This window comes from Streptomyces sp. NPDC087859, assembly GCF_044742595.1.
GTDB classification, from domain to species: Bacteria; Actinomycetota; Actinomycetes; order Streptomycetales; family Streptomycetaceae; genus Streptomyces; species Streptomyces canus_F.
In genome coordinates, this window is sequence record NZ_JBIUUU010000005.1 from 226552 (window position 1) to 252026 (window position 25475).

The following is a 25475-nucleotide window of genomic DNA, read 5'->3' on the forward strand; positions in this document are numbered from 1 at the left end:
CTCCATGGCTGAAGCCATCACCGAAGAAATGACCGACACGTTCGACTCGCTCGCCGGCACCCGGCCCCGCATCCGCCGGGACGTGCTGTTCACCGAGACCCCGGGCGGGGTTCTCTTCCACAACGCCGACGGCGGCTTCCATCTCACGGGCCGTACCGCCTACCGCTTCGCTTCCCTTCTGGTCCCGCACCTCGCCGGGCACCACCGACTGGCCGACGTCTGCCAGGGTTTCGGCCCGGCCCAGCGGGCCATGGCGGCCGAACTGGTCAAGACGCTGTACGAGCGGGGGTTCGCCCGCGACATACCGGAGGCCGAGGACGGCGACCCCGCCGGGCTCGGAGAGGACGTGACGCGGCGGTTCGGTGCGCAGATCGCGTACGTCGACCACTACGTCGACGGCGCCATCGAGCGGTTCTCGCGATTCAGGAACACCCGGGTGGCGGTGCTCGGCGACGACGCCGTCGCGCGCTGGTGCGCGTTGAGTCTGGTGCGCAACGGCTGTGCGCGCATCGGCGTCACGACAGGCTTCGCCGATGTGGAGGCCGAGGCGCACGAGGCGAGCGCGGACGGCTGCACGGTGCGGCTCGACCGGATTGGTCCGGACGCGGGTGGTGAGGGCGGTACCGGCTGGGACGGTCTCGCCGAGTACGACGTGGTGGTCGTCACCGGTGTGGACTCCGCCGCCCGCGCCCAGCGGCTGCTCGCCGACGAGGTGCCCGGGGGCAAGACGCTGATTCCCGCCTGGACCTTCGGCGAGCGGGCTGTCACCGGTCCGCTCTCCACCGCCGCTTCCACCGGCTGCCTGTGCTGCGCGGTGCTGCGGCTGGGCGGCAACGTCGACTCCGGTGCGGCCGCCGACCTGTGGAGCGGGATCGCGGCCGGCACCGTCGCCCCGGCGCCGGACGCCGGCGGTCCGCTGGTGGGACCGGTCGCCGCGATGTCGGGCAACCTCCTGGGCTACGAGGTCTTCCGGATCGTCACGGGCGTACTGCCCGCGGAGACGGAGCGGCAGGTCCTCGTCCAGGACCTCGAGTCGCTGGACGTCATGGCCGAGCCGGTCCTGCCCCACCCGCGCTGCCGCCGCTGTGCCTCCCTCGGCGACGAGCCCACCGCGGAGCTGCCCGAAGGGCTCTCACTGCCGGTCACCCCGACCGTGGAGACGGCCCGTGAGGCGCAGTCGCTGGTCGACGAGCTGAACCGGGTGAGCACTGCGCTGGTCCGCCCGTACACCGGAGTCTTCAGCCGGTACGACGACGAGGGCCTGACCCAGACCCCGTTGAAGATCAGCCGGGTCGAGGTGGCACTGGGCCACGGCGTGAGCCGCAGGATCGCCGCTTTCGACGTGCACCATCTCGCGGGTGCGCGCACGCGGGCGCTGTACGCGGCGGCCGAAGCGTACGTGGAGCACGTGGTGCCCCTGGTGGCCACGGAGGACCGCGCCGGTGCGGTCGCGGCTGTCGGCCCCGACGCCCTGACGACGGGCGCGGGCACCGGCTGGACCGGGGAGGACGTCACCGCCTGGATCACGGCGACCTCGCTGCTCACCAAGGAGCCGGTCGCGGTGCCCGCGGCCGCCGTGCGCCCCTTCGGCGCGTACAACCGGCACCGGCTGCACCAGGCGACGGCCGCGGGCACGGGCGCCGGCGGCACGGCGGAGGAGGCGGCGGGACGCGGACTACTGTCGGCGCTGGCCCATGACGCGCTGCTGCGCGCCGTCCGCGGCGCCGCCCGGACCGCCACCGTGACCGCCGACGCCGACCCGGAGCTGGTCTTCCTGCTCAAGTCGGCGGCCAACCTGGACATCGAGGCGGAGCTCGTCGATCTGGGCGAGGGCGCGCATTCCTCGGCCCAGGTCGTGCTGGCCCGTGAGACCGGCGGGCGCTGGGCGGTCGGCGCGGGCCTGTCTCGCCGGGCGGCGGCCTGTGCGGCGCTGCGCGACCTGCTGGGGCAGATCCAGCTCGCCGCGGAGGACGTCACGGAGGCGGTCGACACCGGTGACCCGCTGCTGCGGGACCTCGCTGCCGGCACGATCGCGGTGACGGGCGGTTTTGTTCCGGCGGACGGCACCGCCACCACGTTCGAGGTGGTGCTCGAGCGGCTGCGCGGCGCGGGGCGGGACGTGCTCCATGTGCCCACCACCCCGGCCGACCTGCCCGAGGGTGGTATCAGCACGGCCCGGATCCTGCTCACCACCGCAGCCACGGGCGGCAGCGATGCCCGCTGAGACCACCGATCCGCTGAAGCGCTCCGGCGGGGACCTGGCGGAACGGCTCCGCCGTGCTCTTGCCGCCCACGGAACGGGCGCACCGCTCGACGTGGCGCCCCTGGGTGTCCACGACGCTTTCGCCGACGCGGCGCCGGACACTGTGCCCGGCTCCGTACCCGTGCGGTTCTACGGGCGGCACGCCGTCGTCGGGCCCTTCCCGGGCCCGGGCGGATCCGACGGCGTGGACGGACCCGGCGAGGTGGACTCCACACTCGCCCGGCCGTGCGCCCGCTGTCTGGCACGGCGCTGGCAGGCTGTGCGGTCCATCGCGCTGCGGGAGGCACTCGAACTCGGCTCCGGTACCCGGGCCGCCGGCGAGTCGCCGTACGTCACCCCGTTCACCGCGTCCGCGCTGGCAGGGCTGATCGCCGCCCGGCTGGAGGGAACCGGACCGCGCACCGGAACGTTCCCCGCCATCCACCTCGTGGACCTGGCGACCTTGATGGTGCGTCACTACCCGCTGGTGCCCGACCCGGAGTGCCCGCGCTGCGGCCGCAGTGAGCAGGACACCGCCGAGGCCGCGGTCCTCACCTTGCGCCCCGCCCCCAAGCACAAACCGGGCACCTTCCGGATACGTGACATCAGCGCGTACGAGCTGCCCGTCGAGCCCTACGCCAACCCCGTGTGCGGATCCCTCGGGCCCTCCGTCATCCACGACGTGTCGTCGCTGTCCACCTCCGCCACCATCGGCTGCTTCTCGATGCGGTCGGGCGAGTACCTTCGCGAGACGTTCTGGGGCGGACACGCCGACACCTTCGGGCAGAGCGAGCGGATCGGCGTACTGGAGGGCCTGGAGCGCTACGCGGGCATGCGTGCCCGGGCCCGGGCCGCCGGCGTCCGGGACTCCCTGACCGGACTGCGGGCGCGCGGCGAACACGCCCTCGACGCCCGGGAGTGCGGGCTGTACTCGCCGGAGTTCCACCACGCCAACCCGCGTGTCGCCCCCTTCACACCCGACCGCGAGATCCCCTGGGTGTGGGGGTACTCCCTGCGCGACAGCCGGCCGATCCTGGTCCCCGAGGTGCTGACGTACTACCACGCGCCCGGCCTGGAGAACCGCTTCGTTCAGGAGAGCTCCAACGGCTGTGCCTCCGGCGGCTGTCTGGAGGAAGCCGTCTACTGGGGCCTGATGGAGGTCGTCGAACGCGATGCCTTCCTGCTCACCTGGTACGGGCAGGCGGCTCTCCCCGAGATCGACCCGCGCACCAGCACCCGGCCCGCCACCCGGCAGATGGTCGACCGGCTGGAGATGTACGGCTACGAGGCCCGCTTCTTCGACACCCGGATCTCCTTCCCGATCCCCGTCGTCACGGGCGTCGCCGTACGCCCCGACGGCGGCCTGGGCCGCATGTGTTTCGGCGCGGGCGCGGGACTCGACCCGGAGTCCGCGCTGGCCGGGGCGCTCTGCGAGATCGGCACCGACGCCGTCAACCTCCAGGGCCGCACCGAACGCGACGAGGCACGGCTGCGCGCCATGGCCACCGACTTCGCCAAGGTCGAGGCGCTGCACGACCATCCGCTCGCGTACGGCATACCGGAGATGGGGGAGCACGCCCACTTCCTGATCGGCGCACCGGGCGCACCCCGCCGGCCCACACGCTCCATGAGCGAGCTGTACGCCAACGGCTCCGTGCCGGCTGTCTCCGACGACCTCCGCGACGACCTGACGCGCTGCGTCGAGGCGATCACCGACGCCGGGTTCGACGTCGTCGTGGTCGACCAGACCATGCCCGAACAGCGGGACCTGGGGCTGACGACGGTCGGTGTCATCGTGCCCGGTCTGCTGCCGATCGACTTCGGCTGGACGCGCCAGCGCGCGCTCGGAATGCCGCGGCTGCGCACCGCACTGAGGGAGGCCGGCCTGCGCGACCGCGATCTGGTGCCGGCCGACTTCAACCCTGCGCCTCATCCCTTTCCGTGACCCGGACGCCGGTCCCTCGTGGGAGGGGCCGGGCGTGCGACCGAGCTCAGACCTCGAACGTGACCAAGGAGTTCACCATGGGGTACGCCCATGACTACGCCGCTGCCATCCTGCAGCGCGGCCGGGTCCCGATGCCACCGGCCGACTTCGTACCGAACTGGACCGACAGCCCGCGCAAGACCAAGTTCTACCCCGGCACGGACATCGTGCCGCTGCCCGACGGCGGTTGTGAGGCCGAGGCGACCCTGGACCGTGGACTGGCCGAAGTCCCGTACGGACAGGTGCCGTTCGACCTCGACTCGCTCTCCGGCATGCTGCGCGACTCCTACGGGCTCGTCGGCCGCCGCCTCGGCGTGCAATCCAACACCGACCTGAGCGCACTGCCGTCCTACCCGCTCGCCAACTGGTCGCGCGGCACCGCCTCCGGAGGCGGCCTGTACCCCGTCAGCGTCTACTGGGTCTCCGGGCCGGGCGGACCGCTGCCGCCCGGAGTGCACCACTACTCGACCCGGCACCACGCCATGCGGCGGCTGCTCACCGGCGACGTCTGCGGCGAGGTGCGCGCGGCCCTCGGCGAGGACGCTCCCGGCGCGGACACCGACCAGTACCTGGTGCTCGGCATCAAGTACTGGCAGAACGCCTTCAAGTACAACAGCTTCTCCTTCCACGCCGTGAGCATGGACGTCGGCACCGTCGTGGGGACCTGGCGCATGTGGGCGCGAGCGCGGGGCCTGGACATCGAACCGGCACTGTGGTTCGACGAGGAGCGGCTCGCCCGGCTGCTCGGGGTGCGCACCGAACAGGAGGGCATCTTCGCGGTCGTCCCGCTGAACTGGCAGGCGGCACGGGCGAGTTCGCGGAACACATCGCCCGCTCCCGCCGCCGTGCGGCACCAGGACGTCGAGCGTTCCAGGACTGTCCTCACCTTCGACGCCCTGCGCAAGATGCAGGCCGCCACCGCCCGGCACGCGAGTCGGCGGCCCGCTCCCGGCGCGCTCGCCCCGGCCGCCGCTCTGCCCGCGGACCCGGCCCTGCCGCACGTCGCGCTGCCCGACGCCCGGCCGCTGGACACCGACGTCCGCAGCGCGCTGCGCCGACGGCGCAGCAGCTTCGGACGATTCGACGCACAGCGCCCGGTCACCGGCGATCAGCTCGCCGCCTGCCTGGCCGCCGCGACGTGCGGGGCGCGGCTCGGCGGCGACACGGGAGATGCCCGGCTGGCGAAGCTGTACGCCTTCGTCAACCACGTCGAGGGGCTCGCCCCCGGCGCCTACGAGTACGACCCCGACAGCCGTGGTCTGCGGGTGGTCCGGGAGGGAAGGCCGGGGACGTTCCTGCAGAAGAACTACTTCCTGTCCAACTACAACCTGGAACAGGCCGGAGCGGTCCTCGTGCCCACGGTCCGTACCACCGCCGTCCTCGACGCCGTGGGCGACCGCGGCTACCGGCTGGTCAACGCCACCGTCGGCGCCGTGTCCCAGGCCGTCTACACGGCGGCCTCCGCTCTGGAGCTCGGCTGCGGTGTCGCGCTGGGTTTCGACAACATCTCGTACATCGAGGAACTCGGCCTGGAGCACACGGGTGAGGCGCCGCTGCTGATCATGATGATCGGTAACGAGCGGCCCGCTCCGGCCGACTTCCGGTACGAGATCGCCTAACCGATGAGTACCGGAATGAGTACCGGAAGGGGGGAATCCTCGATGCCGTTCCTGATCCGGGCCGCCGGACTGCCCATCGAGACCGTGCACGGCCTGCGCTGCCCCGACAGCCGCCGCTGGGCCGACGAAGTGCTGGCCCAGACCGAGGAGTTGCGTGCCGTCGGCGAGCGCGTGGGCGATCAGCTGCATGCCCTGGTCGGCGCGAACGAGGACGATGCGGTGCGCCGCAGGCTGCTGAAGCTGCGCCGCGAGGTGTTCAACAACCGGCTGCCGCTCAACGGCGACAGCGCACTTGCCCTGGTCCGCGCCCTCGACCAGAAGGCGGGTGAACACCTCGCCGAATGGCTGGCCGGCCGGCACACGCTGGCGGGCCTGGAGGCCGCCGGCGCCGCACTGCTCGCCGCCGAGACCGGACGCAGCCGCGCCGAACTGCGCCGCCTGGTGGGGGAGGAGCGACTGCGCGGCGGTCTGCTGCTGGCCTCCCCCTCGCTGGACGCCCAGCTCGATGCCTTCGCAAGGACGGCACCGGACCGTCCCGGCAAGAAGCAGCGCAAGATCGAGCGCTCCCTGCTGGCATACCTGTACCGGACGGTGTGCAAGACCAGCCCGTTCAGTACCTTCACCGGCGTCACCCTGGGCGAGTTCGGCCACGGCGGCCTGGAGGCACGGATCGACGACGAGTGGACCAGCCACCCCAGGCTCAGCGTGGTCGCCGTGGCGCGGCTCGCCGAGGCCGTGGTCGCCGACCCCGTCCGCCGCGCCGACCTCCCGGTGACACCGGCCTCCGGCTGGGGCCGCGACGACGACCGGGTGCGCTATGTGCGGCGCTGGGTGACCGCAGGCGACGACGACACCGCCGTCACCTTCGACGCCGTCAAGGACCGGCTGTTCTTCCTGCGCCGCAGCGGCACCCTGGAGCGGCTGCTCGGCCTCTTCGAGGAGCGCGGGACCCTGCGCTACGGCGAGTTGTCCGCCTGGCTCGCGGCCGACCGTAACGCCCCGGCGGACGAAGTGGAGCAGTACCTGGACGCACTCCTCGATCTGGGCATGGTCCAGGTGCCGTGCCTGCGCACGGAGGTGCACGACACCGATCCGCTGCGGGCTTTCCAGCAGTCACTGCGGGCCCTTGGCCGCCCCTGGGCCGGGCAGCTGGCGGACCGCCTCGAGGCACCGATCGCCTGCGTCGACAGCTTCGCCGCGGCCGGCCCCGCCGAACGCGGGGAGCTGCTGCGTCGGCTGCGCGAGGGGCTGCGGACCGTCCAGGAGGAGCTGGGCGCCGAACGCGCCAGGGTCCCGCAGACCGTGCTGTACGAGGACGCCGCCGCGGGCCGGGACGTCACGCTAGGCCTGGACGCCTGGACGGAGCTGGCCGCCAAACCGCTGAACGCGGTGGAGGGGATCCTGCCCGCCTTCGACCTGACCCTGCCGCAGCGGATCACCTTCCAGGGCTTCTTCCTCGCCCGCTACGGGCGGGGTGGCCGCTGCGACGACCTGCTCAAGCTCGTGCACGACTTCCACGAGGACTTCTTCGATCAGTACATGTCGTTCACCGCCGGGCGTACCTCGTTCGACGCGCAGGGGCGGTACGTGCCCGAGGAGAACTGGCTGGGCCTGGCCCGGCTGAAGGCGCTCGACACCGCGCGCCAGTCTTTCGTGGATCGGATGCGGGCCTTGTGGGACGGGGCGGCGGGGGAGGTAGCGGCGGACGGCACGGTCGGTGTCGACGAACTGGTCCTCGACGACGCATTCCTCGCTGACGTGGCAGGCGAACTGGACGGCGTGGCACCGAAGTTCGCGCCCATGAGCCACCACCTCCAGCTCGCCCACGGCGCCGGCGAACCCCTGGTCGTCCTCAACCGCTCCTACGGCGGGCTGTCGTTCCCCTTCAGCCGGTTCACGCACTGCTTCGAAGGACTCGACGACCGGCTGCGCGAGGACGCGGACGGCCTGTGCCCGCCGGGCGCGGTGTTCGCCGAGGTCACAGGGGGCCCGGTCACCAGCAACCTGAATCTGCACGGCCGGCTGACCGAGTACGAGATCGTCTGCCCCGGAGAGACGGGCACGCTGCCCGAGGAGTTCCGCCTCCGACTGGACGACCTCTCCATCGAGCACGACGAGGCCGAGGACCGGCTGGTGCTGCGCTCACTGCGGCTCGGCCGTGAAGTGATCCCCGTCTATCTCGGCTACCTGGTGCCCCTGGCCCTGCCGGAGCTGCCGCGCACCCTTCTGCTGCTCTCCCCGACCTCGATGGCTCCGCTCAACGTCTGGGGCGGCGTCCCGGAGAGCGAACCCGTGAACGGAGTGACCCGGCGTCCGCGCGTGCGGCACGGCAGCGTCGTACTGAGCCGGCGCAGCTGGAGCGCGTTCGCCTCCGTCCTGCCGCTGCACACGCCGGGCGTGCCGGACGAGGAGTGGTTCCTCGGCTGGCACCGCTTCCGACGGGCACACCGGCTGCCCGACCGGGTCTTCGTGACGGTCTCCGACAGCGGGGCGCGCGGCGCCACCGGTGCCAAGCCGCAGTACCTCGACTTCGACAGCCCGCTGTCGCTCACCGCGTTCGAGGCGCTGCTCAAGAGCCCGGAGGCTCGCGTGGTGTTCCGCGAAATGCTCCCCGACGAGGACGGCCTGCACGCCGTCTCCCACCGCGGTCGCCATGTCGCCGAACTGGCGGTGGAGACCGCCGCCTTCACCGGCACGTCCACCGCTGCCACCGACATCGCCACTGCCGTCTCCAGCCGACGGAGGACCACATCATGACCAGCAGCACCATGGCCTCGGAAGCCGGTGCGTGGCAGGCCACGCACGTCTTCTACGCCGCCAACCCGCGCCCCCTGCTCATCGAGTGCGTCCGCCCTCTGGTGGACGAACTGGAGGCAGAAGGACTGATCGCGAGCTACTTCTTCATCAACTACTGGCTGGAAGGCCCGCACGTCCGGCTCCGCCTCAGGCCCGCCACACCCGAGGCGGGGCCGGAGGTACGCCGCCGCACCGAGCAGGCCATCGACGCCTTCCTCGCCGCGCGCCCCGCGCTGTACGAGGTGGACTCGGGCTTCCTCAACGACTTCTACAACACGCTCTTCGAGATCGAGTTCCCGGGCACCGAGCGCGGCCACTACATGGACGACCAGGGGCGCATGAAGCTGCGCCGCAACAACTCGCGCAGCGCCGAGGCGTACGAGCCGGAGTACGGCAAGTACGGCGGCCCGGCCGGTATCGAGCTGGCCGAGTGGCACTTCCGGCACTCCAGTGACCTGGTCATCGATGCCTTGCGAACGAAGAACCTCCATCTGCGGACAGTCCTGCTGGGTACCGCGGCCCAGCTGATGATGGTGATGTCCGCCTCCTTCCTGCCAGGTGACCAGGAGCTGGCCGACTACCTCGACAGCTACTACGAGTTCTGGCACAAAGCCTTTCCCGGCACCGGCTTCATCGGCACTACCGAGTACGACAGCAACTACGCGGCGATGGCACCCGACCTGGCCGCCCGCTTCGCCGGGATCCGCGCGGCCGTCGGCCGGGGCGAGCCCGGCGCCCTGCCCGCTTTCCTGGCCGGCTGGGCCGAACACTGCGCCGAACTGCGGGACCGGGCCCGTGTGCTGGCGGCCGACGGTGACCTGGTGTTCCGGTCCTGGGACGGCGAACGGGACGAGACCGTCACTGATCCGGCGGTGGCCCTGCCGCTCCTGCTGTCCCCGTACATGCACATGACGAACAACCGGCTGCACGTCACCATCCGGGACGAGGCGTACCTCTCCCACGTGTTGGGCCGCTGCCTGCGCGAGAGGCCTACGGAGGCCGCATCATGAGCACCCGGCTCCCCCCGGACGCATCGGTCGCTTCCGCGGAGCGCTACCGCCCCGAACTGCGGCCGGAGGTACGGGTCAGCGACGAACTGCTGCTGGGCAACGGGACCGTGCATCTGATCAAGAACACCGAGAACGGGCAGTCCTTCAAGGTCGGGACCAGGGAGCACTTCCTGATCTCGCGAATGGACGGCTCGCGGAGCCTGGACGAGATCGGCGCGGAGTACGCGGGGCGGTACGGGCGGCGACTGTCCGACGCCAACTGGCAGCAACTACTGGGCATGCTGGGCACCCGCGGGCTGCTGGCCGGGGCACCCGCGACGGCCCCGGCACGGGAGGCGGCACCAAAGGCACCGGAGACCGCCAACGTGCCGAAGGCCGAACGGACGCTGCTGCGCGGCACGTTGCCGCTCGTCGCCGACGCGGACGCGACCGCGGGCCGACTGCACCACGCGGCCGGGTTCCTGCTGTCCCGCTGGTGGATGGTGCCGCTGCTCACCCTGGTCGCCGTCATGGAAGCCACCTTGGTTATGCGGGCGGACGAACTGGCACTGGCCACCCGGGAGACGTTCACCAACCCCGTCCTGCTCACCGCAACAGGCGCCCTGCTGTGGCTGAGCACCGCCCTGCACGAGCTGGCCCACGGCGTGGTGGCCAAACACTACGGAGGCCGCGTCTCCGAGATAGGCCTGCGCTGGCGGCTCCCCTCGGTGATCATGTACTGCACCGTCGACAACTACCTCTACCTGCCCACCCGTTGGGCGCGCGTCGCCACAGCCCTGGCCGGCGCCGTGATGAACCTGCTGTTCCTGCTGCCGTTCTGTGCACTCTGGCTGCTGGCACCCGTGGACGACGCCACCCAAGACGCCCTGGCGGGACTGCTGTTCCTCGGCAGCATCCAGGCGTACGCCATGCTGGTTCCCCTTCCACCGCTCGACGGATACAAGATCGTCGGCCAGATGCTGGGCGCGACCGAACTGGCGGCGTCCAGCAGCGCGTATCTGCGCCTGGCCGTACGCCGCGACACCCTCGCAGCCGGCTACCCGCGCCGCGCCCGGATCGCGTACACCGCCTACCCGCTCCTCTGCCTGCTCGTCCTCGGCGCGCTCGCCGCGGGCGCGGTGTCCCTCACCTACTTCCTGCTCACGACGCCTTGAACACCGTGAGCCCAGCACCCCGACCGACGCGCGTACCAATTCCAGGGAGAGTTCAATGACCGTCGCCTCCGCCCGGTCCGCCGCGGACGGGCCGGCCGTCGTCCTCGACGGCGTCCACAAGCACTACGGAAGCATCCACGCCGTCGACGGCATCTCGCTGACGGTGGCACGCGGCGAGTTCTTCGGACTGCTCGGTCCGAACGGCGCGGGCAAGACCACTCTGGTCGAGATCATGGAGGGGCAGCGGCAGGCGGACTCCGGCACGGTGGCGGTCCTCGGCGAGCAGCCCTGGCCGCGCAACGTCGCGCTGTTGCCCCGGCTGGGCGTGCAGACGCAGTCCTCGGCGTTCTTCGTGCGGCTGACCGCGCGAGAGCACCTGCAGACCGTGGCCGCGCTCTACCGGACCGACCGGGAGGCGGCCGAACGCGCCCTGGAGAGCGTCGCGCTGACCGAACAGGGCGACCACCGGGTGGACGACCTGTCCGGAGGCCAGCGCCAGCGGCTTGCCATCGCCTCCGCGCTGGTCCACGGACCGGAGCTGATCTTCCTCGACGAGCCCACCGCCGCCCTCGACCCGCAGGCGCGCCGCGCCTTGTGGGAGGTGCTGCGCGACCTCAAGCGCGCGGGCCGCACCATCGTCTACACGACCCACCACCTGGACGAGGCCGAGGCGCTCTGCGACCGCGTCGCCATCATGATCCACGGCCGGATCGCCGCCCTGGACACCCCCAGGCGACTGGTGGCGGCGGGCAGTCCCACGACACGGCTGCTGGTTCCCGCCGAGCGGCTGACCCTGGAGGCCGCGCGAGCGATTCCCGGGGTTGACCGGGTCATCCAGGAGGCCGACGACATCGTGCTGGAGACCCTGCAGTCCGGCCCCGTGCTGGCCGCCATCGACGAACTGGTCGGTCTCCAGGGCGTACAGACCCGCACGACGAGCCTCGAGGACGTCTACCTCGAACTCACCGGCACCTCCCAGTCGTAGACCCGGCGCCCCGGCCGCCCTCACCGGCCGGGCACCTCGGCACCCCGACAGCCACCACCGGATACGGAGACACGCGATGAGCGCATACGCGGCGCTGAGCCAGGCCGGGTACCGGGCCTACACCCGGGACAAGACCACCCTCTTCTTCACCTTCGCCTTCCCGCTGCTGTTCCTGATCGTCTTCGGGTTGATCTTCCAGGGCCAGGAGGTCGAGGAGAGCGGGAAGCCCTACATCAACTACATCGCCCCCGGCGTGCTGTCCTGGGGCGTCGCCAACGCCGCGGTGTTCGGCGTCGGCTTCACCCTCATGCAATGGCGCCGCGACGACATCCTGCGGCTGGTGCGGATGACGCCGACCCGGCCTTCGAGCGTGCTCGGCTCCCGCTATGTACTGGCCCTCGCCATCGGGGTGGTCCAGGCGGTGCTGTTCGTCGCCGTCGCCATGCTGCCGTCGTTCGGGCTGAGCCTGTCGGCCCGCTGGCCGCTGGCGCTGCCCGTGCTCGTGCTCGGTGTTACCGCGTTCCTCGCCATCGGCGTGGTCGTCGGCTCGTACGCCAGGACTCCGGAGGCCGTCGCGGCGGTCGCGAACTGCCTGATGCTTCCCATGGCGTTCCTGTCCGGATCGTTCTTCCCGCTGGATGCCATGCCGCAGTGGATGCAGACCCTGTCCCGGGTGCTGCCGTTGCGCTATTTCAACGACGGCGTCTCCGCCGCCCTCACCGGGACCGACGGGACGAGTGACATCGCCGTCGCCTGCGCGGTGCTTGCCGCGTTCGCCCTCGTCCTGTGCGCCGTCGCGCTGAAGACCTTCCGCTGGAGCGACAAGTCATGACACCGACGACCATGACCACCGGGGCCGTCCCCGCCCTGGCAGCCTTGGCGGAGTTGGCCGCGAACACCCCGCTGGAGGGCGGGCGCGCCGTGCTCCAGCGGGCGCTGAGCGCGCGCCACGCGGCGCAGTACGGTGCGACCGGCGGGGCGCATGCTCTGCCCGCTCCACTGGTCGTGCCGCTCGGTGCCGCCGACACTCTGGGCTTTGGCCATCGCGACCCCTACGCCGCGATCCGGCCGGCGGCCACCGTCCACCTCACCTCTCGGGCCGCGCTGATCGGTCCGTGGGGAGGCGAAGCGGGCACCATGGCTTGCGGCCAGTGCCTCGCCATGCGCTGGCAGCGACTGCGCAGCCGTTCCGAGCGCGAGGCCCTCGAACTCGGCCACGAGCCGAGGGGGGCGGTGCAGTGGCCGGTCCTCACGGACTACGCCGTCGACGCGGTCTGGGCGGCCTGTCGAGCGGTGCTCGGCGGTGCGGGGCGCGGAGTTGCTGCTCCGGCGGGGTCGGCTGTCGTCGCGGGGACCGGGGCGGGTACCGCAACTGCCGTGTCGGCAGCCGCTGTTGCGGAAGGGGGCCGTTCTGGGGCGGCTGTCGCCGGGGGCGAACGCCGCACGGTGCCCGCTCCCATGGGTGCCGTCGCGCCGGCCGCCGTACCGCACAGTGCGGTTGCCGCGGCCCAACGTCCTGTCGCCGACCGTATCCTGCCGCAGGTCACCCGGGTTGATCTCGTCACCCTTGCGACCGCCAGTTTTCCGATACTGCCGGAACCGCTGTGTCCTTCCTGCGTGGCGACGCGTCCCGACACCGCCGAGTCGGCGCGGATGCGACTGGGGTCCGCGCCCAAGCCGGACCCGGTCGGATACCGGCTGCGGGCCCTGGACTCCTATCCGCTGCCGACGACAGCCTTGGCGAACCCGGTGTGCGGCGCCCTCGGCTCGGACACCTGGATCAACCCGGCCTCGACCACCACCGCTCCGGTCGCCGGGACGCACTTCGTGCGCGGATACGCCGGACTCAACGACGTCACCTGGAGCGGCCAGGCCAACAGCTACCGCACCAGCCGCACCCTTGCCTACCTCGAGGGTCTTGAGCGGTACGCCGGTACGCACCGACGCCGGGGCACCGAGCCGGTCGTCGACTCGTATCACCGCCTCGCGGACCGCGCGCTGAATCCGGCGGCGTGCGGCTTCTACGCCCCGGAGACCTACGCGAGGGATCACCTCGTCAGTCCTTTCGACCCGGACCGGCCGATCCCGTGGGTGTGGGGGCACTCGTTGCGTGACGACCGTCCGATCCTCGTTCCGTCCCGGCTGGCGCACTACAGCGCCGGCGTGGACGCCGACAACTTCGTTTTCGAGTGCTCCAACGGCTGTGCCACCGGCGGCAGTCTGGAGGAGGCGATCTTCTTCGGACTGCTGGAACTCATCGAGCGCGACGCGTTCCTGCTGGCCTGGTACGGCCGGGCCCGTCTCACCGAGATCGACCTCGGCTCCTGTCGGGGCACGGTCGGCTCCATGCTCGACCGGGCCGCTCTGCATGGCTACGACGTGCACGCGTTCGACACCCGGATGGATCTCGCCGTCCCGGTCGTCACCGCCCTCGCCGTCCGCCGTGACGGCGGTTACGGCACGCTCTCCTTCAGCGCGGCGGCCGGCTTCGACCCGGAGGGAACCGTCGATTCCGCGCTCTCCGAGGTGCTGACGTACATTCCCCACCTTCCCTACCAGGTCGCCGAGCGACACAGCGAACTGACGGACATGGCACGGGACTTCACCAAGGTGCTGCACCTCAAGGACCACGCCCAGCTCTACGGCCTGCCGCAGATGGCCGAGCATGCCCGTGAGTACCTGGAGCCCGAGGCCGTGCTGCCGCTCGGTGAGGTGTACGGCGACTGGGAGCGTGTGCGGCCCCGCACCGGCGATCTGTTCGACGACTTGGCGCTGTTGCGGGACGACCTGGTCCGCACCGGACACGACGTCATCGCCGTCGACCAGACGACCCCCGAGCAGCACCGGATGGGGCTGCACACGGTCAGTACGATCGTTCCGGGCCTGCTCCCGCTCGACTTCGGTTGGACCAGGCAGAGAGCTCTGCTGATGCCCAGGCTGAGGACCGCCCTGAGGGCGGCGGGCCGGCGTACGGACGATCTGCCGGAGTCGCGCATCAAAGTCGTGCCCCATCCGTTTCCCTGACGTCCGTTCCCGCGGCCCCGCGTGCACCTGGGCCTGGCCACGCGGGGTCTCCCGCACCACCGTCGTGCGTGGGGCCCACCGTGCCGCGGGCGCGGCGGGCTTGCGGTGCCGCAACGCCCGGCAGCCCCCTCCAGGACGGGTTCCCGTCGAGGAAGGGGCTGCCGATCGGAGACAGTCGCCGGATCAGGCGCTGCAGGAGGTGGTGCTGGTGGTGCTGGAGCAGGTCGATGTGGAGGAGGAGGACGTCGAACCGGCGAGGACGACCTCGACCGCGTCCGAGTAGTCCGAGATTTCGAAGGTCTCCGACTCCAGCTCCAGGATCTCGTCGGCGAGGGTGGCGAGCTCCGTCTTGTGGGCCATGGGGTTCTCCTTTGTCCGGCGGGCCCCGCCGGCTGTTGCGGCGGTGTTCCCCTTCGATGACCCCATTCCAGCGGCGGCCACTGTCAGATCGGCCCGGCTCCCGCTCTCAGGTGGCTGACACCTCCTGACAGTGATCCGACAGAGATCTGGAGCACCGGGACCGCACGCTCGCGAGCAACGGACCCGTGAGGGAAGGAGGAGGTGAGGACAGTGACCGGAACATCGGGAATCCCGCGGGACGTACTGCGCTCCGCGATCGAGCTCTACCTCGATCTGCACGCCCACCCGGAACTCTCGGGCGCCGAGAGCCGCACGGCCGCACGCTTCGCCGCGCGGCTGGAGCAACACGGCTGCGTGGTCAGCCGCGACGTCGGCGGCCACGGTGTCGTGGGCGTACTGCGCAACGGCCCCGGCCCCACGGTGATGCTGCGCACCGAACTCGACGCGCTGCCCGTCGCGGAACGCACCGGCCTGCCGTACGAGAGCACTGTGCCCGGTGTCATGCACGCCTGCGGTCACGACTTGCACATGGCCGCGGCCGCGGGGGCGCTGATGCAGCTGTCCCGCGCCCGTGACTCCTGGAGCGGCACGCTCCTGGTCATCGGCCAGCCCGCCGAGGAAACGCTCGGCGGTGCCCGCGCCATGCTCGCGGACGGTCTGTTCGAGCGCTTCGGCACGCCTGAGGTGGTCCTGGCGCAGCACACCGCTCCACTGCCCGCGGGCACGGTCGCCCACGGCCGGGGACCGCTGATGGCCGGCAGTACCGCGATGGACGTCGTCATCCATGGACGCGGCGGCCACGCCGGTACCCCACACCTGACGGTCGACCCGGTGCCAACCGCCGCTTCCACCGTGCTGCGCCTGCAGACGGTCGTCTCCCGGGAGACCGCGCCGGCGGAACAGGTCGTGCTGTCGGTCGGCTCGCTCCACGCGGGACGGCGCGGCAACGTGATCCCGGACGACGCCGAACTGAGCCTGTGTGTAAGGGCCTTCTCCGAGGCCGCGCTGGACCGGGTGACGGCGGCCGTCGAGCGGATCGTACGGGCCGAGTGCGCGGCCTCCGGCTGCCCGAAGGACCCCGAGATCATCGTCACCGCCCGCTCGCCCGTACTGATACCCGACGAGGCCACCACGGCGGCCGTACGCCGGGTGCACGAGGATCTGTTCGGCACACACCGGGTGGCCGACTGGCCGGCCACGACCGCCACCGAGGACTTCCCGCACTTCGCCGCCGGGACCGACGAAGTGCGCACGGCGTACTGGATGCTCGGCGTGACCGGCCTCAAGCAGTGGCGGGCGGCCCTGGCCGGAGGCCCGCCGGTGGAGTCGAACCACTCGCCGGGATTCGCCCCCGACATACGTACCGCCCTGCCGACCGGCATCGCGGCGATGGCCGCCGCCGCCCTGCATGTCCTGAACCCGTCGCGCACCGAACCGTCCGGAGGGCGGACATGCTGACACCGGATCCCGCCTTGGACACGGAGGAGGTCGTCACCGTTCGCCGCGACAGATCGGCCCCCTCCGGCGAGACCACGGTGGTGCGCCTGCTGGGGCTGCTCCCGGCGGCCTGGTCCTGCACCTGCGAGGTCAGCCCCGACCGGGTCCGGCTGCGGATCGATCTGGTCGACGGCACCGACCGGAGCACGGTGCGCCACGCCCTGCGGGAGGTACTGGCGGACACGGCCCTGTACGGCTGGTACCAGGAGAACTGAGCGGACCCGGTAGGGACCCCGGTCGGATCGGACTCGGAGGGGCCTGGTCAGATCCAGCCACGCTCGCGCGCCAGCAGCGCGGCCTGCGCCCTGCTGGCGGCACCGAGCATCTCCATGAGGTCGGCGACGTACCGCCGGTACGTGCGGACCGAGACCCCCAACTCGCGTGCGCCTTCCTCGTCCTTGCCGACCGAGCACATCAGGACGAGCACCTGCTGCTCCGTCCCGGACAGGCCGGAAGTCTTGTTCTCGCCGTCGGTCAGGTCCACCTTCGCCAGATCCTCGGCCTCGTCCCAGATCTTCTCGAAGAGGGCGATGATGTTGGCGACGATCCCGTTGTTGTTCGCCAGCAGCGCGCCGCGCGAGGTGTCCTGGGGATCCAACGGCACCAGTGCCGCCGTGCGGTCGTAGACGAGGATGCGCTCCGTGGTGTCCTCGACGACCCGGATCATGGCGCCGTGGGAGAGCAGCTCCCGAAGGTAGCCGGCGCTCGGGCCGTCCTCCAGGACCTTGCGCAGCACGACACTGCGGATCCGTACGCCGCGGCGCAGACAGCGCAGGTCCAGTGGCCGTGACCGCTCGATGTTCTCCGGTGACATGCTGGTGTACGGCTCCACGGACAGGATCTCGTCGCGGGCGAAGAACGCCAGGTCGTCGATGCGGTCACGGATCACGGCGAGGCCTTCCAACTGCTCGATGCCCTGCGGTGAGGGGCTGCGCGCACCGAGCTCCGCACGGAGACCGTCCACCACGTGCCGTGACCGGGTGACGCGCTGAAGCTCCTGGTGGAGCTCGTGCAGTCGTACGTCCACCAGCCGGGCCAGCGCCACTTCGGGATCCGTCGGAGAGATCAGCTCGTCGGTGCCGGTGGACTGCAGCAGGCCCAGTTCGCAGAGCCGGCCGAGACAGCGCCGTGCGGTGTCCGGCTCTATGTGCAGACGCAGATGGATGCCATCTACAGGTGTGTCTGGATTTCTGAGGAAATGACGGTAGATATCCTCTTCGGTCGCGGACACGCCGAACACCGACATCTCGTTCTCGTTCACGTGGTCCCCCATCGCGTGGTACCCCGTCCGCGGGCCTGCTGGAGGTCACCCAGCCATCGGTCCGCGGCTGCCGACGCGTTGGTTCTCAGCCTAAACAGAAGGCATACGGTTCGGACATCTCTCTGTTCGAATTCGTGGACAGAAGTATCGGCATCCTCGACTGCCTGCGACTGAAGGTGCGCCCGGCGCTGGTCACGTGTTCACCACCGCACGACGCACCGTCAGGGACCAGCCACGCCGGCAAGGCCCGCCCCGGATGCCTCACGACTACCGCCAAGTGGAGCACGCACACTGGTGTTCACGCCTTCCTGACTCCCGAGCAGGGACAAAAGCCGATCTCGATCGGGGCCGCTGCTGACGGCGCCAAGATGCTGATCTCCGTCCACACGATGGCGACACGAGTGGCGAAGTCGAGTGGCCCAGTGCGAGTGGAGAAGGAAGCCATCAACGACGAGTAACACCCGTCCCTGCAACACCGCGTGCCGCAACTGGCCCGCTTCCTGCGGTCGGCCGGGTGACGTCTAGCTCAACGATTGCGCTGGGCTACGGCACTCAGCAGATGATGGAAGCCGACTGGCCTGCGGTGACCGCGAAATCCCGCATCCGCCACGGCACGTCCACCAGGAGGGCAGGAGCGGGACGTAGGGGAGAGGTCGGCAGCGGGGAGCGTGCTCACCGGCCTGGCCTCTGCTATCGGCTGCGGCCGGTGGTGGTCGCAGCACCATCCAGCGGGATTGAAGGGCGCAGGCGCGCTCAACCGTGACGCAGTCCGTGCCAGGGAGTGGCGGGAGGTGTTGCGCACTCCATGTCCGGCACCGCAACCCCGCGCGCCTGCTGGTCGAGCAGCTTGCTCTGGGGCGGAACGTCGCGGCGCTCGGACCCCGTGCGTCGGCCCCCTTGTTCTTGGCCCTGACGTGGGCCTGGAAATGTCTGGTGGAGCTACGATCTCGGCTATGCCTGAGCACTTGTACGACCGTGCAAGCCGCGCTTGCGCAATCGATGATCTGGATCCCCGGTTGTGTGCCACGATTCTGGCCGCAGCCGAGACCGAACTGCTCGGTAATGTTGCGGCAATCGCGTTGGGCTGCGTAGAAACCCGCAGCGTGCCTCGGCGCCGTCCCAGCTTCTCCGCGCGCTTGTTCGGCGGTGCCCCGCTGCGCGAAACGCTGACCGCTGCCGTGCTGCTGCCGCGGCATCTGCTGGTCGCGGTGGCCGACGTCCGCACGAGGACGACCACGGCACATTCCGGGCGGCTGGCCGATATGACTGTCACCGAGGTTGATCGGCAACTGGCCATTGATAGTGGTGTATCGGTGTGCACCCGGTGGTCGAGCGGGTCCGAAGCCGGGTCGATGCATGTTGCCTTCGGTGATGATGCTGCAGGGGTCTGGTTCAAGGGCATGCTGCGCCAGGCCGTCCGGGCGGCAAGAAGCAGTTGAGCGTCGCCAACAGCGTCACGGCATTGCAGTTGGGCGGTGGTGCGTTGCTGGTTGTCCAGCCATCGGCTCGCCGTCCGCCTGACTGGGCGAGGCCGCAGGGGAAGGCGAGGGCTCCGACATCGGGAAGGGCCGGGCCGATTCCCTGGGCGCCGGGTGAACTGGCCGACAACAGGCGTCGCGTGAGCCTCGTCGAGGGCCGCCCTGGGGAACCGCAGAACGCTTCTTTTCCTGAGGGGGTTGGACATGACGGTTCCTCTGCTCGTACGGGGAAGGCTCAGTCGAGGCGGAAGGACCGGTCGGCCGCGTAGGGGTGAGCGCTCTGGTGGAAGTTCAGCCACACCTGGTGGTCGCGGTGGCGCAAGCAGCGGCCTGAAAGGCTGTACGACTCCTGGGCCACCGATCCGAAGGTGGCCCCCGGATGGGGCGGTGAACGGGGCGTCTCGGACGAAGGCGGCGGTGCCGTTATTTGCGTCCAGCCGCACCCGGGGCAGCGTAGTGGCGCACGTACCGCCGTCGGAAGCCCGCAGGGAGTAGCCGTGCGGATCGGCCAGACAGGAGACGGTGGTAAGGGTGAGGCCGGTGTCGAGCTTGCCCGAGGTGCTATTGGACCAGGCGCCGCCGAAGGTTGTCCCCTAATGCGGCGGGACGGTCGCCCCGTGGTAAAGACTGTTGGCGTAGGCCACCGGCCTGACCGAGGTGCGGATGGTCTGCCATCCCCCGGCCGAGGAGGGGAGCAGTGGCCCCTGCACCACCGAAGGTTGATCGGGAGTGACCGGAGCTGCTAGCTGTCGACCTTCTCCCGTATGGCGTGGCCACCCGTGCCCGGCGGCGCCGAGCTCCCGTGGTCGGGGATGATATGGAAGACGAGTTCCTGGATGCCTGGGTGGATGTGGAGGAGGCGCTGCCCTGGCTGCCGGCGGCTCCGTACTTTGTCGCCGAGGAGCAACACAGTTCTCTGCTGGAGGCGTTGGCGGGGTCCGGCTTGTCCGTACTGGAGATCGATCTGGCGGACGTGCGGCGGGAGCATGATCTGCAGGCCGCACTCGGACGAGCCCTGGCAAAACCCGACGAGTACGACGACAACTGGGACGCGCTCCGTGACCTTCTCAAGGAGCGCGGCGCGAGCACCCCCTGGGCCATGGCCATGGTCTTCTCGTCTGCTCCCGTCTTCCTCCGCGCCGACGTCCACGGATTCGTGCGTGCGGTCTCGATCCTCGAGAACCTGTCGCTCGAGCTGTCGGACATCGACGAGCCCTACGGCCAGTTGGAGCTCTTCTACGTGGGGGAGTGGCCCTCGGCTCGGTGAGGCCCGCTTCGTCGATCCGCCCGACAGGGATCAGGCCCTCGAGGACGTCGACGACGAACTGGGACACGGGGCCATGACTTGGAACTCGTCTCGTGAGACGTCGTTCAGCACGGTGTGCGTATCAAGTGACGGATGCTCAACGGTGGCTGGGCCCGCCGGTCAGTCGAGGCCTTCGATGATGCGGAAGTCGCGCTGGACGCTGTCGGGGAGAGCCACCAGCGCCTTCTGGTATGCCTCGCTCTCGTATGCGGCGACGGCCTGTTCAAAGCTGTCGAACTCGATCAGAACGACGCGTTGCGTGACGCCGGCCTCGTGGGCGACGACTCGACCGCCACGGGACGGTATCCGCGACAGGAGGCGCCCGCCCCCGCCCTGGACAGCCGGACCGGCCAGCTTGTCGTAGGCAGTCAGTCTGTCAGGGTCGGACATGGCGGGGTAGACACTGACCCAGTAGCCCTTAGCCATGGAAACCTCCTGTGGTGGGCCGGACACGTGCGACCCCGAATGGGCACGCAGCTCGATCGATTGCGGCGACGGGTGCTGCGACCGGTTGAACCGTCATATGCGCAGGTTAGGGCTTGATGTGCGGGCGAGGGAAAGACCGGTACGGGATAGAGTCAGAACGGATCGTTATCAATCGGCAGGGAGGACATGTGGCGCCGGACACGGTGAGCCTGCGGTACTTCCTGGTACTGGCGCAGGAGTTGAACTTCACCCGCGCGGCCACGCGGATCGGTATCGCACAGCCCGCCCTCAGTGCCCGGATGCGCCGGTTGGAGGCGGAACTGGGTACGGCCCTGCTGGTCCGCAACACGCGCAGCGTCCAATTGACCACGGCCGGTGCGGCGTTGGCGGAATCCGCGCCGCCCGCGCTGGCGGCGCTGGACCGGGCGTGGGACACCGCCCGGAGCGCGGCGGCCGGTGAACTGGGCACGCTGCGCATCGGATACAGCCTCAGCACCGGAGCCGAGACGGTCCCGGCCCTGGTGGACAGGCTGCTTCGCGGCACCAGCGGACTCGAGGTCGCCGCGGTCCCGATGGCCACACCACAGATCATCCCCGCGGTCGCCGAGGGCCGTATCGATGCCGGGATCACCCGCGGTGAACAGCCGGGCCGTGGCGTGCGCCGGTTCCTGCTGCGGCGTGCGCGCACCGGGGTCCAGCTGGCGCAGCACCATCCGCTGGCCGATGACCCGCAGATCGAGATCGCCGACGCGGCCGCGTATCCGCTGCGCCTGCCGGACCGTGCGGCCAACCCCGTCATCCATGACCAGCTGTCCGCACTGTTCAAAGACACCCGACCACAGCCTCGATTCCACACGCCCGCAGTCGCTTTCGACATGTCTCAGCGCGACCTGCACGACGGGCTCACGCTCGCGCCGGCGGGAGAAGCCGCGGCCACGGCACAACCGGCCGGTCTCACCTGGCGTCCGCTCAAAGGCGCGTCCAGCCTGACGATCCACCTGGTACTGCCACGCGAGCAGTCCCCGCTGCACCGCCGCATCCGTGGCGTCGCCCAAACCCTGGCGCAGGAGCTGCACTGGCTGCCGGACTGACGCGGACTCACCCCAGTGAACCGGGCTGTCCCTGACGGCTCCGATGCCGTGATCACACCAGCCAGAGCAAGATCACCTCAAGCCGGGGCCAGCTACTGCGAGACTGCTCTCCGCCTGCCCCGGGGTCCGGGACGCGATGCGGTCCCGAGCTCAGCCGACAGTGTCCTGGGGTCGATCGACCACACGCTTGATGCCGATCAATACCCGGTAGCGCCGCCGCTTCAGGAACTCTGTCATCTCCCAGACGACCGGGCGCCCTATCTCTGCGCACAGATGCAGCACGTGCCCCTCCTCGTTCACCCACACGCCTACGTGGGCGCCGTAAGCATCGCCCGTGGCGTTGAACAGCACCAGGTCAAGCGGCTGGGCAGCCGATACACGGACGGTGGCCTGAGTATCGGCCCATAGTTCACTCGAACGCAGATCAGGCGGAGCCAGGCCGAAGTGCCGAAGCACCGCGTAGGCGAACAGTTGGCAGTTGGCACCCTCCTCCAGACCGGGAAGGTCGGCCACCTCAGGCGACCCCGGAAAGCGGGAGCTCACGTACGGAACGGTCCAGTAGACGGCCGGTAGTTGGTGCAGCACTGGATCCATGACCCCATCCTTCCTGAGGTCGCACCCGCGCAGGTGCCCCACCCACGCACGCCGCCACCGCGCTGGCGTTTTGTTTGCCGTGTTCAAGGCGGGAGAGGGGCGATTCTTGCCAGCCGAGGGTGCCCGCCAGAGTCCGGCCGCTGGTGAATCCGGCATGCTTACGGAAGCCGCGCAGCCGAGCACCCAGTGCCTCGCGCGTTTGTCCAGCACGACCTCGAGCGTTTCCGCCGCCTCGTCGGCGTAGGCCGGATCACCTGCGGCTCGCTCTTGCAAATCGCCCTGATCGACACGATGTCAAGGGCGACGGAGGCGAGGGGTATCCGGGCTGCGGTGGAAGTGGTGGTTGCCCCTGTGCGCGTCACCCCGTCGGCCAGCAGCGGGGTCAGGGGCTCTGCGTCCTGGTTCTGCACCGCTTGGCGGGCTGGTGCGTGTCTTTTGTACGGCGGTCAACCGTCGCCGCATCAGCCTGGCCGGCACATTTCAGCGGCCCGTGCCGTCGCTAGCCGTGCCGGGGAGTGCTGCGGCCGGGATGTCGGCGGAGCCGATCGCTGCTGCGGCCCGGCGCCGGCGTGCCAGGGACTCCTCGGCGGCCTGGCGCGGGTGGCGGCGGCGCCAGTACGGGTTGTCGTGGGGCAGCCTGCTGGTGACCCGGCCGTACATGCCGAAGGTCAGGATCATCAGGCCCATGACGAAGCTGAACATGACGTTGGTCAGACCGAAGTCGAGGAAGTTCGCGGCCTTGTCCAGGACGAAGATGTGCCAGAAACCGCTGAGCAGGAAGAGGGTTCCGACCGTCATGTTGAGCGTCGACGCGAAGTTGCCGCCGATGACGGCGCCTGCGATCAGCGCGAGGCCGACGACGATGGAGATGAGGCTGAGGACGCCATTGGTCGTCATGCCGGCGATGGTGTCGCCGTCGGTGCCGAACGGGCTGAGCTGGTCGGCGAAGCCGAGGATGCCGAAGATCAGCAGGACCACGCCGCAGAACGCGGCGCCGTAACGGTAGACGGTGGCGAGCTTGTGATCGACCGGCAGTTCGTCGCGAAGCTGCATGGCAGGTGATCCTCTCTCTGGGGGGAGGGTATGTCCTCCTTTCTTGGGATTCGGTGTCAACGGTTGCACCGGCCACGAGGTTCGTGAACCGAGCGGCTCGCGGAACCCGCGCCCGGTCCGTTCTGCGTTCACGCTCGGGTCACTTTCCCCGCTTTTTGAGAGCCGACGGCTTGTGGACGGCGGATCGTCCGGACTTGTTGCTGCGCACCTTGTACTGCGGCTCGTCGGGCGAGGCGTCCACCGTCCGTCCGGCGGCCTTGATGCGACCGGTGATCTTCTTCTCGACCTTGCCGGTCGCTTCGCTCCCGTGACTGCGCCAGGTGACCTTGTCGCCTTTGCGCAGGCTCTTGCCCTGGCTGTCGTTCTTGGCCATGTCGTCAGCCTCCTGACCTCCGAGTGCCCATAGGGCTGAGCGTCGTACGGCTCCCGGCCCCGGCACGCTTTACACGGACGCCACCATCCGGGCGGCGGCCCCGCTGCCACTCCTCAACCGGGGAAGCGGCCGGTGGAGCGCAGTAGCCAGCGTCGTTCCGCGTACGCGAGATCGTCGCGCCACAGTCGCCCGGCGGCGGCTCTCATCAGGGGGCGCAGCAGCGGTGTCATCCGGCGGGCCATGGCGAATCCGGGGCGGTCGGACGCCGCCACCACGGCTTCCACCACCGCTGTCCGGGGCCTGCCGTGCTCGTCGGGGCCCAGTGGGGTGGCGTGTGTCTCGACCACTGATCCCGCGCCTTCGCCCTGGGTGATCCGCATGAGGACCGTGCGAGGTTCGGGAGCGGTGAACACGGCGCGCACCGGTACGACGAGTCGCCCGGCGACCTTGAAGGACACGTCGACGGTGAAACCGTCCTCGTCCGCCGGACCGGTTTCGTCCGAGGCGCCGGGCTCACGCTTCGAGGGCTCCGCGTGCCCCTGCTTCGTGGGGGCTGAGGACACGACGGTCAGGTCGACGAAGGAGTACGGGTGGAACCAGGCGCCGTGCCAGGGGTCGAGACGGTTGGCCACGACGTCCTCGGGTTCGCAGGTACCGAAGCCGACGTACACCGCCGACACCGCTCCCGCCAGTGCGGGCCGCGCGGGCACCACGGGTGCGTCCAGCGGCGGCTCGCCACCGACGTCGTCCAGGCGCACCCACACCAGGACCCCGTCGTCGTGCACCGGCAGGGGCTCCCAGCCCGCGAACGCGGTGCCCCGCAGACCGAGCCCGTGCCAGTGGCAGACAAGGGTGCCGCAGCGCACCGGGCTGTCGCGCAGCGGTGCGCCCAGGTGAGGGCAGATGCCTGGTCCGGCGACCAGCTGTCCCGTGGCGTCGCGCCAGACGACGACCTCCTGTCCGGCGATCGTCCGGGCCAGCGGTCGGTCGTCGCGTACGTCGCTGGTGGCCCCTACGACGTACCAGTTGCCGGACGGCTGCGCTTGGGCGCGCTTCAGGGCGTCGGCGATGACGGCGGGGCGCGCCTCACGCCAGGTCGGGCGCTGGCGCTCCCAGGCCACGGAGTTCCGGCGCAGCGACAAGGGATACCGCGCGCGCCGGACAGGCCGGGCGGGGCCGACGGAACGGACAGCGCGGATGCGGCGGACGGGTCGACCCGGTC

At 70.4% G+C, this 25475-nt stretch carries 23 protein-coding genes and 1 pseudogene; 16 read left to right on the forward strand and 8 right to left on the reverse strand.

Annotation, left to right across the window (positions count from 1 at the left end):
- The first annotated feature begins 4 nt into the window (after positions 1 to 4).
- The 9 genes from ACIOHP_RS13700 (at position 5) to ACIOHP_RS13740 (ending at position 14814) form a co-directional block, all read left to right on the forward strand.
- Positions 5 to 2224 (forward strand): TOMM precursor leader peptide-binding protein, encoded by a 2220-nt coding sequence (locus tag ACIOHP_RS13700; RefSeq protein WP_401886855.1) that lies wholly within the window; start codon positions 5 to 7, stop codon positions 2222 to 2224.
- Positions 2214 to 4187, forward strand: a complete 1974-nt coding sequence (locus tag ACIOHP_RS13705) for a TOMM precursor leader peptide-binding protein (protein ID WP_401886856.1) — start codon at positions 2214 to 2216, stop codon at positions 4185 to 4187. Before ACIOHP_RS13700 ends, ACIOHP_RS13705 begins: the two co-directional genes overlap by 11 nt.
- A gap of 77 nt (positions 4188 to 4264) precedes the next feature.
- On the forward strand, positions 4265 to 5845 hold the full coding sequence (locus ACIOHP_RS13710; RefSeq protein ID WP_401886857.1) for a nitroreductase family protein: 1581 nt from the start codon (positions 4265 to 4267) through the stop codon (positions 5843 to 5845).
- 42 nt (positions 5846 to 5887) lie between these two features.
- Entirely contained in the window at positions 5888 to 8602 is a 2715-nt protein-coding gene (locus ACIOHP_RS13715) for a lantibiotic dehydratase (RefSeq protein WP_401886860.1), read from the forward strand.
- Positions 8599 to 9651, forward strand: a complete 1053-nt coding sequence (locus ACIOHP_RS13720; RefSeq protein WP_401886862.1) for a lantibiotic dehydratase C-terminal domain-containing protein — start codon at positions 8599 to 8601, stop codon at positions 9649 to 9651. The genes ACIOHP_RS13715 and ACIOHP_RS13720 overlap by 4 nt, the downstream gene beginning before the upstream one ends.
- Complete coding sequence (locus ACIOHP_RS13725) at positions 9648 to 10805, forward strand: M50 family metallopeptidase (RefSeq protein ID WP_401886864.1); 1158 nt, start codon at positions 9648 to 9650, stop codon at positions 10803 to 10805. Before ACIOHP_RS13720 ends, ACIOHP_RS13725 begins: the two co-directional genes overlap by 4 nt.
- A gap of 55 nt (positions 10806 to 10860) precedes the next feature.
- Positions 10861 to 11790: an ABC transporter ATP-binding protein gene (locus ACIOHP_RS13730; RefSeq protein ID WP_401886866.1), complete on the forward strand. Its 930-nt coding sequence runs from the start codon at positions 10861 to 10863 to the stop codon at positions 11788 to 11790.
- 76 nt (positions 11791 to 11866) lie between these two features.
- Entirely contained in the window at positions 11867 to 12622 is a 756-nt protein-coding gene (locus ACIOHP_RS13735; RefSeq protein WP_401886868.1) for an ABC transporter permease, read from the forward strand.
- On the forward strand, positions 12619 to 14814 hold the full coding sequence (locus tag ACIOHP_RS13740) for a TOMM precursor leader peptide-binding protein (RefSeq protein ID WP_401886869.1): 2196 nt from the start codon (positions 12619 to 12621) through the stop codon (positions 14812 to 14814). Before ACIOHP_RS13735 ends, ACIOHP_RS13740 begins: the two co-directional genes overlap by 4 nt.
- A gap of 183 nt (positions 14815 to 14997) precedes the next feature.
- On the opposite strand, the gene ACIOHP_RS13745 is transcribed toward ACIOHP_RS13740, so the two are convergent.
- A complete protein-coding gene (locus ACIOHP_RS13745; RefSeq protein WP_327714408.1) occupies positions 14998 to 15174 on the reverse strand; it encodes a thiazolylpeptide-type bacteriocin in 177 nt (58 codons plus the stop codon).
- Positions 15175 to 15384: 210 nt separating this feature from the next.
- Here ACIOHP_RS13745 and ACIOHP_RS13750 point away from each other — a divergent pair, with 210 nt between their 5' ends.
- Both ACIOHP_RS13750 and ACIOHP_RS13755 read left to right on the forward strand, forming a co-directional pair.
- Entirely contained in the window at positions 15385 to 16632 is a 1248-nt protein-coding gene (locus tag ACIOHP_RS13750) for an amidohydrolase (RefSeq protein ID WP_401886871.1), read from the forward strand.
- Positions 16626 to 16886: a hypothetical protein gene (locus ACIOHP_RS13755; RefSeq protein ID WP_361554451.1), complete on the forward strand. Its 261-nt coding sequence runs from the start codon at positions 16626 to 16628 to the stop codon at positions 16884 to 16886. Before ACIOHP_RS13750 ends, ACIOHP_RS13755 begins: the two co-directional genes overlap by 7 nt.
- A gap of 47 nt (positions 16887 to 16933) precedes the next feature.
- On the opposite strand, the gene ACIOHP_RS13760 is transcribed toward ACIOHP_RS13755, so the two are convergent.
- Positions 16934 to 17932, reverse strand: a complete 999-nt coding sequence (locus tag ACIOHP_RS13760; protein ID WP_401886873.1) for a helix-turn-helix transcriptional regulator — start codon at positions 17930 to 17932, stop codon at positions 16934 to 16936.
- A 134-nt stretch (positions 17933 to 18066) separates the two neighbouring features.
- On the opposite strand from ACIOHP_RS13760, the gene ACIOHP_RS13765 reads away from it, so the two are divergent.
- On the forward strand, positions 18067 to 18390 hold the full coding sequence (locus tag ACIOHP_RS13765) for a hypothetical protein (protein WP_401886875.1): 324 nt from the start codon (positions 18067 to 18069) through the stop codon (positions 18388 to 18390).
- Positions 18391 to 18885: 495 nt separating this feature from the next.
- Positions 18886 to 19371, forward strand: a complete 486-nt coding sequence (locus ACIOHP_RS13770; RefSeq protein WP_401886877.1) for a hypothetical protein — start codon at positions 18886 to 18888, stop codon at positions 19369 to 19371.
- Between the two features lie 274 nt (positions 19372 to 19645).
- Here ACIOHP_RS13770 and ACIOHP_RS13775 read toward each other — a convergent pair whose 3' ends face one another.
- Positions 19646 to 19768, reverse strand: a complete 123-nt coding sequence (locus ACIOHP_RS13775) for a hypothetical protein (RefSeq protein WP_401886878.1) — start codon at positions 19766 to 19768, stop codon at positions 19646 to 19648.
- Positions 19769 to 20227: 459 nt separating this feature from the next.
- Here ACIOHP_RS13775 and ACIOHP_RS13780 point away from each other — a divergent pair, with 459 nt between their 5' ends.
- Positions 20228 to 20677, forward strand: coding sequence for a barstar family protein (locus ACIOHP_RS13780; protein WP_401886880.1), 450 nt, complete (start codon positions 20228 to 20230; stop codon positions 20675 to 20677).
- 159 nt (positions 20678 to 20836) lie between these two features.
- Here the strand turns inward: ACIOHP_RS13780 and ACIOHP_RS13785 are convergent, their stop codons facing one another.
- Positions 20837 to 21142 (reverse strand): DUF1330 domain-containing protein, encoded by a 306-nt coding sequence (locus tag ACIOHP_RS13785; RefSeq protein WP_401886882.1) that lies wholly within the window; start codon positions 21140 to 21142, stop codon positions 20837 to 20839.
- 188 nt (positions 21143 to 21330) lie between these two features.
- On the opposite strand from ACIOHP_RS13785, the gene ACIOHP_RS13790 reads away from it, so the two are divergent.
- Positions 21331 to 22233, forward strand: coding sequence for a LysR family transcriptional regulator (locus tag ACIOHP_RS13790; RefSeq protein ID WP_401886884.1), 903 nt, complete (start codon positions 21331 to 21333; stop codon positions 22231 to 22233).
- A 150-nt stretch (positions 22234 to 22383) separates the two neighbouring features.
- Here the strand turns inward: ACIOHP_RS13790 and ACIOHP_RS13795 are convergent, their stop codons facing one another.
- Positions 22384 to 22827, reverse strand: coding sequence for a hydrolase (locus tag ACIOHP_RS13795; RefSeq protein WP_401886886.1), 444 nt, complete (start codon positions 22825 to 22827; stop codon positions 22384 to 22386).
- A 201-nt stretch (positions 22828 to 23028) separates the two neighbouring features.
- On the opposite strand from ACIOHP_RS13795, the pseudogene ACIOHP_RS13800 reads away from it, so the two are divergent.
- A pseudogene (locus tag ACIOHP_RS13800) lies at positions 23029 to 23121 on the forward strand (isocitrate lyase/phosphoenolpyruvate mutase family protein); the annotation flags it as partial.
- A 186-nt stretch (positions 23122 to 23307) separates the two neighbouring features.
- Here the strand turns inward: ACIOHP_RS13800 and ACIOHP_RS13805 are convergent.
- The 3 genes from ACIOHP_RS13805 to ACIOHP_RS13815 all read right to left on the reverse strand — a co-directional run bounded on the left by ACIOHP_RS13805 (position 23308) and on the right by ACIOHP_RS13815 (position 25452).
- A complete protein-coding gene (locus tag ACIOHP_RS13805) occupies positions 23308 to 23880 on the reverse strand; it encodes a DUF4383 domain-containing protein (RefSeq protein ID WP_401886888.1) in 573 nt (190 codons plus the stop codon).
- A gap of 139 nt (positions 23881 to 24019) precedes the next feature.
- Entirely contained in the window at positions 24020 to 24253 is a 234-nt protein-coding gene (locus tag ACIOHP_RS13810) for a DUF2945 domain-containing protein (RefSeq protein ID WP_401886890.1), read from the reverse strand.
- 113 nt (positions 24254 to 24366) lie between these two features.
- Complete coding sequence (locus ACIOHP_RS13815; protein ID WP_401887556.1) at positions 24367 to 25452, reverse strand: DUF5914 domain-containing protein; 1086 nt, start codon at positions 25450 to 25452, stop codon at positions 24367 to 24369.
- Between the last annotated feature and the right edge of the window lie 23 nt (positions 25453 to 25475).